Genomic DNA, 13,977 nt, shown 5'->3' with positions numbered 1-13,977 from the left:
AGAACTATCTCATCGTATCATCAATAGAGTACGGAATATGGCGAAACCAATGACGCAGACATCACGATTTGAAATACAGGGAGCCGACTCCAAGTTGATCATCGGAGACCGGATCACGGGGGAAGACCGGCAAATTTTATTTATCACCGGATTCTTATCAAAACGGTGGGGCAACAAAAGCCGCGCACTGGCCAATATCTGCCAGGAACGTCACTGGGGGTTTTGCTGTTTTGATTTTCGGGGAAATGGGGACTCGGAAGGTGCATTCCGCGACTATACCTTGCATGATTGGCTTGATGATGCGAAACGCGTCACCACCATGATCGCTGACGGTCCTCCGCTCACAATTATTGGTTCATCGTTAGGTGGTTGGTTAGCGTGGTTATTAGGACAAGAATTCCTCCATGTCCGACAGCTACTACTCCTCGCCCCAGCTTTTAATATGATGGGGAAACGAGCGCAGGATATCACCCCCGCTCGAAGAGAAGCCTGGGAACAGACAGGTTGGATGCCCTGGGATGACGATGCCCTTCACCGAGATTTCCCCTTGTCATGGAAATGGGTTCAAGAAAGCGAAACGCTGTGGGCGAAACGCATCACCCATCCTCGCCAGGTTCCGACAACAATTCTGCATGGCCTACAAGACACGGTCATTCCGCCATCGGGTAGTTGGGACATGACAGAACACCTCCTGACACAGGACCCGTACTATCCTGTCGAATTGATCTTGAAGACAGGTGATCATCGATTCAGTAGCCCTGCAAACTTGGAAACATTCTTGGCACTATCCACACAGAGCATCCTACAAGTATGACACCCATCGTCTCGCGTCCTTGGAATGGTCTTGCCCAATCCAACCAACCAACACTTCAATCACAAGTCAACTAACTTCTCATTTAGTCAATAGACATGCCTGACCCCATTAACTCGTAACTCGTTTCAGATGTTAGTCATTCCTCTAACCGACCACCAAAACTGCCGAAGTTTCCGCCAAACCCTCCCTGTCCTGTACTCCAATACTCACCACGTCGCCATCGTTGAAAAGGATGTTTTTTCTCTGGACGAGTAAACCGCCAGAGAATATAGACCATTGTAAGCGCGGCACTCAGATTCATCCAAAAGCCAACGTTGGAAGCCTTTTTTTCAGGCTTCTCAAGAAATTCCACGTCGCCTGACGCTGCAGCTAACCGAACGGTTGCTTGGTAGAGAGGCTTGCCGAATTCACGTGTTTTGAACATCGGTACGAAAAATTCTGCCGAGAGCTCGTTGAGCTGCTGCCGGGTGATGACGGACAATAAACTTCGTCCCAACACAATCACTGCTTGCCGCTCCTTCATTGACGCCAACAATAAGAGCCCGTGTTGTTGTTGCGCTGTCCCGATACGCCACTCTTCATATAATTCCGATGCATACTTTTCAACACTCAATTCAGGCCCGACAGTCGGCAATGTCACGACAATCATTTCCACACCAGTCCGTTGCTCGAGTTCTTTACACACTCCCCGGATACGTTCAGACCAATTGCCAGATAATACCTCGGCATAGTCGCTGACATACCCCAACGGCGTGGGAAGATGGAGGTCAACCTTTGGTCGAGGGTATTGGGCCAATGCCAGTGGAACCAAAAGCGCGACGCCCCAGGCACAGACCAGACCAATGATACAGATGGATCGCAACATATTTTTTTTATGCAATAGATTACGCATGTTGTCGCAACTCTCGAACCTTCTGAATAATCTGTTCAAGGTTTTGTATATACCGCATAAAGAGTTGTGACCATGCATGTTTACCGGGACTCCGAAACCCTTGCTTGACCTCAAGGACTTCTAGAAGCACGGATGCCTCGACCTGTAACGTATTGGGAATGTTCGATAAAAATGCCTCAGAAGTTCCTCCGGAAGGATGATCGAACACTCGGCATACTCCCCGAAGGCACGGAAGCAACGCCATAAGCGAAAGCGGCAACAAGGCAGCGATGGCCTCAGGACGCCCCCCGCCTTCAACAAATCGTTGCCGAACTCTCAGGAGATTCCCATTCAATTCCTGCTGACATTGTAGTCCTAGGTTGTGATCATTGATATGGATGGTCACAAACGGATCTCTGCCTTCCAACAACACATGGTTATCTTTTATTTCAAAATATTCTAACGGAAAATATTCAACGGATTGCCGAAGTTCATCCTCTGTCAACAGCAACGGTGGCACAACCCCATGCTTTCGCCACTTTTCGGTCAGTTGAGCCACATGCTGCAAATTGGGCAATGAGCATGTTTGTAAAATAAGAAGAAGATTAATATTGGAATGGCCCTCAACATATTCCCCACGCACAAGACTCCCATAGAGAAGAACCCCTTCGAGTTGTGCATCGAACGGCTTACGTAACTGCTTGAGATAGTTGCGGATGATGCGCTCGACAACTTCAGGCATCGACGGCCAATCATGCTGTAGACTCGACATACTTAATATTCCTTGCGACTTCTTTATGACGGACGCCACCATGCGAGTGGATCCATACCATTAAACATGATTGGGAATGTGTTGGGCTTTTGAATCTGGCCATAAACCAGCGGCTTTCACCCGATCAAACAAGGTAAATGGAGGACTCTCTCGTAGGCCAGCCGTTGCGGTCAACACTTGGTATTGAAGACGTGGATTTCCATCAATCGTCGTAAACACCCGGTCCCGGAGGTAGGATAACACCAGATTTCCAGTGTTCCAAAAAAATACTTCTTCATCGGCTAAGTGCTGTAGCATCGTGACCTGCTGACGACGGCGAGTTTCAAATGGCTTCAAGGCTGCGGCTGACCAATCATCGGTCTTGGCACATGTGTCGATGACCTCACTGAGGATTTCCGCATCGACCATCGCCTGCATCCTCCCTTGCGACGCATGAGGATTCATCCCATGAGCGGCATCGCCAATCAGCACAGCGCCATCGGTCACCCACGACTTGGCTCGTACTCGCCCCGTCCCCATGTACGCGGTTTGACTCCAATCCTGCAATGTGTCAAACGTACGGCTCAGATCGGGATAAATGGACTTCCATCGCTGGGCTAACACCTTGGTCCCTTCTTCTTTCATCGCAGGAAGTGCTCCGGAAGGGATCATATAAAACACATACACCTGACGACCGGCTCCTGGAAAGATGCCTAAGATCGTTCGCTGCCCCACGAAATATTGCGACTCCGTGAATTCCTCTTGCCCCTCAAGCATCGCCACAAGGTAACTTTCTTGATATTGGTGCAATTGCGCTGAAATGTTTATGGCTTGCCGAACGGTAGAAAACGGCCCATCTGCACCCACAACCAGCTTTGCCCCAATCCGCACAGGTTTTCCGTCAATCTCAGCTTCAACGCCACAAATGCCTTTCTCATTTCGTAACAATCGCTTAAAGGTTGCTCCATAGTGCACGGCATCAGGACTTTCAGCTTCTAATGTTTTCAGCACGGTTTGCTGAACCATATTGGGCCACATCACCAACGCTCGATTGTATGGCTGAGGCAACATGTCATAATCCACCGTACATAACCGCTTGCCTCCAACACGACGGAAGTGGAAATACCGCACGGGCTTAATCGCATGGGCCGGCACTCGCTCTAATACGCCAAGTCTATCAAGAATTTGCTGGCCGTTTGGCTGTAGTATTTCTCCACGTACGCCTTGGGGATGCCCCAACGCTTGTTCCAGCACAATGGTTCCAATGCGTTTTCTCGTTAACTGTATCCCCAGGATGGCTCCGCCGCCACCAGCTCCAACAATGACCACATCCTGCATTATATCCATTGGGTCTCCCTATCAGCTGGATCAGGAGTGAGCCCTAAGATGAAACAGGCAAAGCATTTCAACTGAATAGACAACATGATCGCAACATCTGAACGTTGGAAGGAAGCTTACGTGGTTAGGAAAATATCATGAAAATGCTCATCCGCTTCTTCCCAGGCCTTCGGGTAGGTCTTCATAAGCCATGTCCGTAAGTACGACTTTTGATCGGCGGTGAGCATTTTTTTGATCTGGTGAGACCGTCCTTGAAGGGGCTGAAGAAACCCGACCTGCCTGACGGGATCCAATGTCGCGGTCCGTACATAGACATTGGTAAACACCGTGGGCAGACTCTCTTCGCCATCTCCTTGCAACCATACGGAAATGTACTTTTCTAGCTGCAACCCCGAGCTATCTAATGCAGGATCCGTTTCATGAAACAGTTCGTTTTCAGTCTCAACCAGAGGGGTGGCCTCTTCCGCACGGAATAATAAATTATGATTCCACATAATGTCCTACGCCTCACTATTCATCTAACCGGCGCCATACTCTCAGGCACTTCCTGAAAAAGTCAAGATGGGCAGCGATTGATGTCCCCCATTCCCAACCCTGAACAACACTCTCAGCCTTTCATGATAGAAACTTTCTGTCCAACCTTTATTCGCATGACAGCAAAATAAAGTCTAGAAATAAGGATTCAATTGCATTACCCTAGGACAAACAGCGCAGTTTTACTATTGCTATGATACGCAGGCAAGACAGAATAATTCTGTCCTTTCATTCACTTAGTCTCACGGAGAGGAGGAAGGTCTCGTGACACTCCATAAAGTCTGTATTGTTTTTATTCTTGCATTATGCACGTTACCCGGATGTCAAGGTACCGGTGAAATGGTGAATTTCAACCTTCGACCCATGCCGTCCAATTTGCATGCGGGGGAAGACGTTCATGATGATACGCTTCGCATCGCCGTTTCGCCATTTCAGGATAAACGGCAAGAGCAATCAAGAATTGGAAAGCGCACCCATTTTTGGGGAGGCACGACGCAATTCAATGCATGGAATGGTCAAATTGGTGAAGGCATGGCTGATCTGGCGGTCGCCTACCTTCAGCAACGAAAGTGGCATACCACACAAGCGACTGAAGAAAACTTATCTAATGTGATTCTGTCAGGGGAAGTCTTGAAGTTAGAGACACAAGCCAAAAGTGGATTTGGCTTTACCGACATTCAGGTGTCCATGCAAGTTCGGTTTGAGGCAAAAAACATGAGTGACGGCAGTACCGTGCGTACGAGTTTAGGAGCCAATGGATCTGATACGGTTATTCTGTTTAGCCCAAAAGACGTTGAAACATTAACCAGCGATGTCGCAAAAGAATTATTCGACCAACTGTTTCGAGATCTTACGGTCAAAGATCGAGCCTTTCACTTACGCTCAAATCTTTAACCATGAACGATACCGTCGATACAGGCATCATTTGATATCCTCATACCACAGATGAACGACCCGATTGACGCTAATAGTCCATATATTCCTAACAACGAGATGTATTGAAGGTGGAACAAGACCGCACCGATTTACAACTTTTTGATATCGCTCACACTATCACTTTCTTTTGATTATTATCTCAGTTTCGAGGATTATCATACCCTGATTATTCTGACATGAGAGAGGACCATGGGCGTCCCCATAACAGGGTTGAATCATGGAGCCTCTCTCAACATTGACCGACATATTTATACATGGGTAGCCTTTTGAGGATTGTCTGAGACCTTTTCTTCTTCGACAGGCAGTTATTTTTCATACTTCCTCGTCTTCATCCTTTTTGCAAGCGATCATGCGTCTGATGAAACATCAAATTGGAGAAGCTCGATGGATCTTAGTGCCAGTCCGCCCCCCACTCAACAACCTTCTATCTTAATTGTTGAAGACGAAGAAGGGCCGCGTGAATCCATTAAAATGGTGCTGTCACCGTACTTCAACCTTATTACGGTGGATAGTGCGGAAGTGGCCGTCGAAGTCCTCAAACGCCAGCCAATCGACCTCATCACCTTAGACCTGAAACTCCCCGGTCAACAGGGCATCGATCTCCTTCAGAGCATTCGCCAGCAGGGGCAAGACGTCGAGGTCATTATTATCACTGGCTATGGAACCTTGCAGTCAGCCATGGAAGCCATTCGCCAAGGCGTGGCCGCATATATTCTCAAACCATTTAACGTCGCTGAACTGCTCGCCGTCGTAGATCAAACATTCGAACGTCGTCGTCGAATGAGCTCGTTGCAAGGTGCCTTACAAGCGTTTGGGAATTTATGGAGTGGAGAAGATAACCTTCAAAATACGGTCAAAAATTTTGAAACTTTGTTAGAGGCCAAAAGCCCGGAACTCGCGCAACATTCCCATCGCGTGAACTTCTACTCATCATTGCTAGCCGAACACCTCAAGGTATCGCCTGAAGAAAAAGAATATATTCAATTGGGAGCCTATATTCATGATATAGGGAAATTCGGCATTCACAATCGTTTGATTTCAGGAGACCTGCCTCAATCCGAACAGGATCAAGAAGTCGTGAAATGTCATCCAATCCTTGGAGTGAAGATGATTCAAGCATTGCCGTTCCCTGAGCCCGTCTCTCAAATCATTCATTCCCATCATGAGCGATACGATGGAACAGGCTATCCTGACGGACTCGCAGGAGAAGAAATCCCCTATCTTGCTCGAATCGTTGGCCTAGCAAATCTCTTTGACCATTTAGTAGTCGGTTATGACAATCAAGGACCTTTGGCAATTCCAGAAGCCCGCGAACACATCCGCCGCGAAGCCGGGAAAGGCATTGATCCAACCTTGGCTGACCTATTTGCACAGGTGGTATGGTAAAGAATAACGATGCCTACATCATTCAACCCATGATCGCATCCGCACAGGAAGGAATATGAAAGTCCTGCAAAACCATCATGGAATTCCCGTATCATATAAACTGAAACAGTAAACGAGTATCTCAACGCGAGAGAACGTCATGAAAGAGGTCGATTCGCCACACCCCACTCCTCTCCACGAGTCCCAAAGCATCGATACCTCCTCCAAGCCGTCAACTAACTCTCTCAATCCTCAGCGGCCTGACTTCCTACAACAGCATACCGCTGGAGAAGAATGGGAACAGGCCTTTAATGCACTCTCCGATCAGATCATCATCTTAGATCGAACCGGCATTATTTTGTGGGCCAATAAAGCCGTTACGGAGTACTTTGAATCGGTCCATCCAAATCTTATTGGACTGGACTATCGTATTCCGTACTACGGAACAATCCAACTCAAGGAACTTCCGCCGTGGGAAACCGTACTCGCGGGAGCCTTGTCTGTCGTCATGGAAACATGGCTCTCGTGTCTAAAAGGCTGGTTTTTAGTGTCCTGCTACCCCCTCTATGACCGCGCAGGCGAGCAGTGGGGGGCCATTTCTGTCGTGAAGGACATTACCGACCAAAAACGCGTGGAAGAAGCGCTTCGCGATATCGCGCAAGGGGCCCCTGCTGCGGGCAGCGTGGCGTTTTTTCGATCTCTTGTCAAAGATCTCTCGAATGCCTTGGATGTTGAATATGCCATACTCGCTGAATTTCCCGGTGCAGATAAACAGCAGGCACACACCGTCGCTGCATGGGCAAACGGTAGCTTTCTTGAAAATTTTTCTTTGGATATTTCTCAAACGTTTGGTAGCCGTATTTTGAAAAGCAAATATTCTAATTGGACCAATACGGCGCAACACGACTTTCCGACCGATCCGCTTCTTGCTCAATGGAACATTGCCAGTTATATCGGCAGTCCGCTCATCGGAACGGCGGGACAGATTGTCGGGATAGTCATCGCGCTCGGCACACGCCCTCTCCGCAATATTCAAATTGCCCAGTCGATTATCCCGTTATTCGCCGTTCGGGCAGCGAGTGAATTAGAACGAAAACGTGCGGAAGAAGCCTTGCGGGACAGCGAGGAACGTTATCGTGCCATCGTTGAAAATTCGTATGACTTAATCTTCGAGACCACCCCTTCAGGAACATGCCTGTACCTCAGTCCCAACTGTAGCCATGTCTTAGGGTATCACGTGAATGAACTGCTCGGAAAAAGTTTTTTTGATTTTGTCCATCCGGATGAACGTGCACGTCTTGCTGATGAATTCGAACAAAAAGTGAGAATTCTCGAATCCGGAGAAATGGTCTGTCGCCTCCGGCACCACACTGAAGAGTGGCGTTGGTTTGAAAGCCATACGAAACCCTTTAGAACGACGACCGGAAATATTCTCGTGGTCATTGATGCCCGAGATATTACCGAACGAAAACATGCAGAAGAAGAACGGTTACGTGCCACAAAACTTGAGTCGGTGGGTGTGTTAGCCGGAGGCATTGCCCATGACTTTAACAATATCTTGACATCGGTCTTTGCCAACGTGGGACTCTCAAAAATGCTCGCCACAAAACAGCAAGCGCCTGCTGATGCCAGTATAGTGGAACGATTGACCGCAGCAGAAAAAGCCTGTCTGCGGGCTCGAGACTTGACAAAACAACTGCTCACCTTTGCCAAAGGGGGAGCGCCGATTAAAAATGTCGCGTCGATTTCCACGTTCATCACCGACACAGTCGAATTTGCCTTACGTGGATCCAATGTCAAATGCGAACTGCATTTACCTCATGATCTGTGGGCAGTAGAAGTCGATGAAGGCCAGATGAGCCAAGTGATCCAGAACTTAGTCATTAATGCCGACCAAGCCATGCCGAATGGCGGCGTCATTACCGTCGAGGCACGTAACACCGACATTGAGTCGACAACAAGTCTTCCAGTCAATCCCGGACGATACGTCGTGGTCACCATACAGGATCAAGGTATTGGAATTTCCTCGGAGTATGTGAGTAAAATCTTTGATCCGTACTTTACCACCAAACAAAAAGGGAGTGGCCTTGGACTTGCCACAACGTATTCCATCATGAAACGCCATGATGGACACATTACAGTCAACTCTGAGCTTGGCGTTGGAACGACCTTCCTCTTATACATTCCAGCGGCCAAAACTATGCTCATTGAAGCGCAGGAAGAAGAAGAAGCCTTGATTACCGGATCGGGACGCATCTTGATTATGGACGATGAAATCGAGATTCGCGATATTCTGGGGAAAATGCTCGAGCACTTGGGCTACGACGTCACCTATGCCAATGACGGACATGATGCGATTCAGCATTACCAAACAGCACTACACCAACAAACCCCTTTTGTCCTTGCGATTATCGACTTAACCATTCCCGGTGGCATGGGAGGTAAAGAAACGGTTCGCTGCTTACAGGAAATGGACCCGAATGTCTTAGCGGTCGTGTCGAGTGGATACTGTAACGACCCGGTCTTGGCCAACCCGGAAAATTTCGGGTTCAAAGGCGTTATCGCGAAGCCCTATAATCTCATAGATCTCTCAAAAGTCCTCAGTCAAATCCTTCTCTAGCAATCAACGCGAATCTCGTAGTGTGCATGTCAGCCACGTTGAGAAGGTACAATCAACTATCTACTGACACCATCCTACGCAACAATCGTCCCAATATTGCGTGGGGCGACCACCCCACGGTCAGTGATGATTCCTGTAATATATTCTGCAGGCGTCACATCAAAGGCTGGATTCAACACCTCAATTCCTTCCGGTGCAATGGACCGAACACTGTGAAGCGTCGTCACTTCCGAGGAAGATCGTTGCTCAATAGGGATCTGCTCCCCGGATGTCATGGTCATATCAATGGTCGATGATGGAGCCGCGACATAAAATGGAATGCCATGCACTTTGGCTAGGACAGCCACGGAATACGTTCCAATCTTATTGGCCACATCGCCATTGGCAGCAATGCGATCGGCGCCAACCACACACAGGTGAATCCGTCCCTGTTTCATGAGAGACCCGGCGGCATTATCCGTAATCAGCGTTGTCGGAATTCCATCCTGCTGAAGTTCCCACGCCGTCAACCGGGCTCCTTGTAAGACCGGACGGGTCTCATCGGCAATCACTCGAATGCCTTTCTTGGTTTTCCAGGCAGACCGAATGACACCTAAGGCCGTTCCATAGCCAGCCGTTGCCAACGCTCCGGCATTACAGTGAGTGAGAATGGTTTGGCCATCCTTGATTAATGCTGCCCCAAAGTCACCGATGGCCTGATTCATTTGTATGTCTTCGTCTAAAATAGTCTGCGCTTCATGAATCACCTGTTGCTGGAGCCATGCGAGTGGCTTGTCTTTTCTTTCAAGCACGAACCGTTTCATTCGATCAATAGCCCAGAATAAATTGACAGCCGTTGGACGTGCATCCCTCATGCGGTCACACATCACCTGAAACGCTGCTTGGAACTCTGCAAATGATGAGGCCGTGATACTCTGCGCCCCCAAAGCCAAACCCAAGGCGGCAGTGACTCCAATTGCCGGGGCTCCTCGCACTTTGAGATCTCGGATGGCTTGTACAACCGATTGATAGTCGTCACATACCAGCACCTCAACCTTTTCAGGCAACAAACTCTGATCGAGGATTTTCACTGAATTTTGTCCCCATTCAACAGTCGGAATCATCATGTATCCTTTTTGGTCTTGAATAAAAAGTCATTCGCGACAATCACATGAAGTGTGACGAGGTCAGACATACGCGTTATTCCACAGAACGGTGTTGTTCAAGATTTTGGGCTTCAACATCTTGCTCAGCAGTTGGCACGATCATCGAGGTGCGAAGCGTATCAAGCGCCTGTTGAGAAAATCCCGTTATCCCCTCGGAAAATGACTCCAAAGGCTTATAACGAACATCGGGAGTCGTGATGGAACCCCGTACATGGAATAATGCCGTCACTATTCCCTTGTTCGATCCCACACCTATTCGATCAAACAAGGGGATATTTCTTAAAAAATCGGCATGTTGACCAAACGGACTCACCGCCGTGGCCACATCCAATTGATCCGATACCATATCAAACGTCCCAGCGGTAGTCATTTTCATAATTGGACTGTCGACAATGACATTGTCCGATGAGATGATCCCATCTTGAATATTCAATGTGCCCGTCATTTTCGTGAACGGAAACCCATCACGGTGCAAGTCAACTTTACCACGCAAAACCTTCGGAAGATTCAAGAGAGATACAATTTGCGGTAAGACGGTCCCTTTCTTAACATGTCCCTGCTCCATCACGACATCCATATTTCCATTCAAGGTCGCCATGACACCTCTCGGATTTCGCCCATGCCCCTGCACCATTCCACGAACGGAAAGTTTCCCGGTAATCAGACGATCTTCATGTTCGAAGGACTGCTGAATATGATCAAACGGCAAGCCTTTCAAATGAAACGACGAACGAATGGCCACCGGTCGCTCCTTGGGAAGATGAATGAAGACCCGACCGGCAATAGGTTGACCGTAGGCTTGACTTCGAATTCGATCGAGTGTCACCAAACTATCCCGAATTTTTAGAATGCCTGACAGGTTTTCAGCTTCTAACTTTTTATACGTTGGATGATCAATATGGATGTTTCCCATGACTGTACTCGTTCCCGCTAAATCTGCCAGCCAATCGCGAAACGTCGAACCTTGGCCCTTGGGAATCAATAAATCAATATCAAAATGAGATGACTCAAGCACCACATCAATCTCAGGCTTATCTCTCCAATGTTTGACCGTTCCCGTCAGATGAATGTCACTCTTCTCCATTTTTAATTCAAAGCGTTTTACCTCTGCAAAGGTTGGACTCACTTTGAGACGAAACAACAAATTGGTGATTGGGGTGGGTAAATCACGAGCCTTGACCACACCATCGGTCAACGCAATCCAGCCTTGGGGGCTCCATTGTGACCAATTCAGACCACGGCCCCGAACATCTAATGACACTTCGAGAATCCCCGCACGTAAGATTCGATTACCAACCATGACCCCTTCAGGGAGGAGACCCAGATTGATCGGCCCGGTGTTCACTCGACCATGAACTTCAACGGTAGGATTGACTCGCACATTGGCCCGAACAGAAAGTCGAAGTGGAAGAATAGACAACTCAGCCTGATGAATGACCAGATTTCCATTTTGATGAACACCGAGATCGAAACTGAGCGCTCCTCGTACACCACGCGGCTTTTTCATGACACGTGGCCACTGAAGCGATGAGTCGAGTAAGTCGAATCGCCCTTTGAGTTTCGGAGCGTCAATGAGTCCGGATAATTCAACCCGAAGACCAACCTCTCCGTTCATCGTCACCTCTTGAAATTGCGTTGACTGACGAAGAAGGGAATGTAACAATTCCTGTCGCAACGTGACCTCACCCCTGAATTGTTCAAATACCGGCTGCCGAGCCGTACGAATTGTCCCCTGTACGCGAAATGGACTGTCGCCAATCACTCCCTCAACCTCATCAAATTGTATGTCGTTCACGGAAAAGACAAAACGTCCTTTTTGGAGAACCATTGGCTCGGGCAACCCTGGCACACGCCACGTAAGCTCCTGAGGTTCATATTCACCGGATCGGAACTTCACCCCTTCGGGACTGTCCAACTGTCCAGCGAATTGCATATGTAAATTTCCAAGTCCTTCAACTCCCGTGAGACGCGCAAGATAGCCTTGAGCCTGTGTAGAAGACGTCAACTGCCCAATGACTTCAGTAATCTGACTGGCCTCAATCTGACTGTGAAGATCGAGTTCGATCCATGGACCGGAATCCTTAAATAAGATGACTCCATGAGCCAAGTGAATCGGGAGAGCATCATACACTCCACTAAAATCAATAAGTCGAATTCGATCGGGCTCCACGACGATTTCACCATTCATGGCGTCTAGTTCCGGCTTGCCAGTTTGATGCTTCCAATAACTTTGCACAAGCTGAAACGTGCCAACGACAGAAACCCCCACATCTGGACGAGTGGAACCCGCGATCGTCGCCTGCCGCACTTGAATAGTTCCTCCAAGCTCCGCGTCCTCCCAGAGGGGCAAAAGCGTTGCTGGCAATCGTTGCTTGGGAATAATGGCCTGCACCATCTTCAAGGAAAACGGCGTCGATTCGACACTTGCATACATGGTCAGATCTCCCGATGCGAGCAATCCAGAAATATTGGCATTGCCGGACAGAGAGCCTGCCTGACTTTCAATATGCAATTCAGGCAACGTCAATTCATATCCCACTTGACCCGGCATCAATGTCACCTGACTATCAATATGTGCTAACCCAAGATCGTTGAGCCCTTTGGATTGAAGAGTAAAAAAGTCTGTGACCTGCCCAACATCCAAATCGCGAACCTGCATCTTGCCATTCATTTTTACGACTTGTGGAACATTCGCAAATTGAAAGACAGCTTGCGAATCCTCTGAGGGACTACAATTGACAAGACCTTCAAAGAAAAATACGGAGGCCCGAGTCGTCTGTCGAATTCGTCCAGATGCTTCAATCGTGGCCGAAAACATATCAGGCTCCTGACCAACGAATGACAGCATCACGTTTTCAAAGACCACGCCTCGCGCGGCTTCGCGAGGTGATTCATCAATAAAAGTGAGACGTCCATCTGCAATCACCACTTCTTCAACCAAAAACAGATCAGCAAACACCGAATCATTCAAGGATGTCCGGGCAGACTGGAACAGTCTCCATTGCCCATCACGATCTCGCTTGACCTCCATCTCTGGCTGTTCAATAAAGAGTTTTTTGACAACAAATTCTTGACGAAGAAGCGGGAAAATTTTCAGATCTAGACTCATCCGTGTGGCACGAAAGAACGCGTGCGCATCTGGATGCTCCTTCACGATCACGTCTGACACTTCGACATGAGGATACGGCCACAACAACACACGTGCCTGCCCAACCGTCAGATGTGGCCCCAAGGTACGCTGCATATAGTCAAAGGCCATGCCGGTAAAGTACGTCGGATTCACAAAAAACGGGAGGATCATAAATGCGCCGAATACGACAATCACAAGAAGACCGCCGCCAGCAGCGATTTGAGAGAATCGACGCTTCACTAAAAGTCCAATTCCTGTTCCAAGATAGACACGATTAGCCTACACCATCTGAGACATGACTCGAGAGCACAGTATCACCTACCCGCCAATAAAAAGAGACACGGTCATCACATCCATGAAGACTGAGCGTCACTGTATCAGAGGTAGAAAGGAAACAAGAAACTTCTGACATACATGGGCAAAGAGTCTTCTTCAAAAAACGCGATAGGATTGCTCAACTCCTGCAGATTCCA

Annotated in this window: 10 protein-coding genes; 4 read left to right on the top strand and 6 right to left on the bottom strand. The window is 48.4% G+C overall.

The features are described from left to right. Nucleotides 1–49: 49 nt before the first annotated feature. A complete protein-coding gene (locus ACWHX8_RS07605) occupies nucleotides 50–814 on the top strand; it encodes an alpha/beta hydrolase (protein WP_447971353.1) in 765 nt (254 codons plus the stop codon). A 136-nt stretch (nucleotides 815–950) separates the two neighbouring features. On the opposite strand, the gene ACWHX8_RS07600 is transcribed toward ACWHX8_RS07605, so the two are convergent. From ACWHX8_RS07600 to ACWHX8_RS07585, 4 genes are all read right to left on the bottom strand, one after another. Continuing rightward, the gene (locus ACWHX8_RS07600) at nucleotides 951–1,706 is read right to left on the bottom strand and encodes a TPM domain-containing protein (protein WP_447971352.1); all 756 of its coding nucleotides are present in this window, start codon (nucleotides 1,704–1,706) and stop codon (nucleotides 951–953) included. Beyond that, nucleotides 1,699–2,457 (bottom strand): hypothetical protein, encoded by a 759-nt coding sequence (locus tag ACWHX8_RS07595; protein WP_447971351.1) that lies wholly within the window; start codon nucleotides 2,455–2,457, stop codon nucleotides 1,699–1,701. Before ACWHX8_RS07595 ends, ACWHX8_RS07600 begins: the two co-directional genes overlap by 8 nt. A gap of 60 nt (nucleotides 2,458–2,517) precedes the next feature. Further along, nucleotides 2,518–3,783, bottom strand: a complete 1,266-nt coding sequence (locus ACWHX8_RS07590) for an FAD-dependent oxidoreductase (RefSeq protein WP_447971350.1) — start codon at nucleotides 3,781–3,783, stop codon at nucleotides 2,518–2,520. A gap of 107 nt (nucleotides 3,784–3,890) precedes the next feature. Continuing rightward, nucleotides 3,891–4,268 (bottom strand): hypothetical protein, encoded by a 378-nt coding sequence (locus ACWHX8_RS07585; protein WP_447971349.1) that lies wholly within the window; start codon nucleotides 4,266–4,268, stop codon nucleotides 3,891–3,893. A 304-nt stretch (nucleotides 4,269–4,572) separates the two neighbouring features. Here ACWHX8_RS07585 and ACWHX8_RS07580 point away from each other — a divergent pair, with 304 nt between their 5' ends. The 3 genes from ACWHX8_RS07580 (at nucleotide 4,573) to ACWHX8_RS07570 (ending at nucleotide 9,229) form a co-directional block, all read left to right on the top strand. After that, a complete protein-coding gene (locus ACWHX8_RS07580; RefSeq protein WP_447971348.1) occupies nucleotides 4,573–5,202 on the top strand; it encodes a hypothetical protein in 630 nt (209 codons plus the stop codon). Between the two features lie 426 nt (nucleotides 5,203–5,628). Beyond that, complete coding sequence (locus ACWHX8_RS07575; RefSeq protein WP_447971347.1) at nucleotides 5,629–6,630, top strand: HD-GYP domain-containing protein; 1,002 nt, start codon at nucleotides 5,629–5,631, stop codon at nucleotides 6,628–6,630. Between the two features lie 139 nt (nucleotides 6,631–6,769). After that, nucleotides 6,770–9,229, top strand: coding sequence for a PAS domain S-box protein (locus ACWHX8_RS07570; RefSeq protein ID WP_447971346.1), 2,460 nt, complete (start codon nucleotides 6,770–6,772; stop codon nucleotides 9,227–9,229). Nucleotides 9,230–9,303: 74 nt separating this feature from the next. Here the strand turns inward: ACWHX8_RS07570 and mtnA are convergent, their stop codons facing one another. Beyond that, a complete protein-coding gene (gene mtnA, locus ACWHX8_RS07565; RefSeq protein WP_447971345.1) occupies nucleotides 9,304–10,335 on the bottom strand; it encodes an S-methyl-5-thioribose-1-phosphate isomerase in 1,032 nt (343 codons plus the stop codon). A gap of 73 nt (nucleotides 10,336–10,408) precedes the next feature. Then, nucleotides 10,409–13,744, bottom strand: coding sequence for a YhdP family protein (locus tag ACWHX8_RS07560; protein ID WP_447971344.1), 3,336 nt, complete (start codon nucleotides 13,742–13,744; stop codon nucleotides 10,409–10,411). Between the last annotated feature and the right edge of the window lie 233 nt (nucleotides 13,745–13,977).

Source organism: Nitrospira sp. M1, from assembly GCF_965152605.1.
Note: the sequence above shows the minus strand (reverse complement) of the source record. Positions and strands in the feature narration are given on the sequence as shown.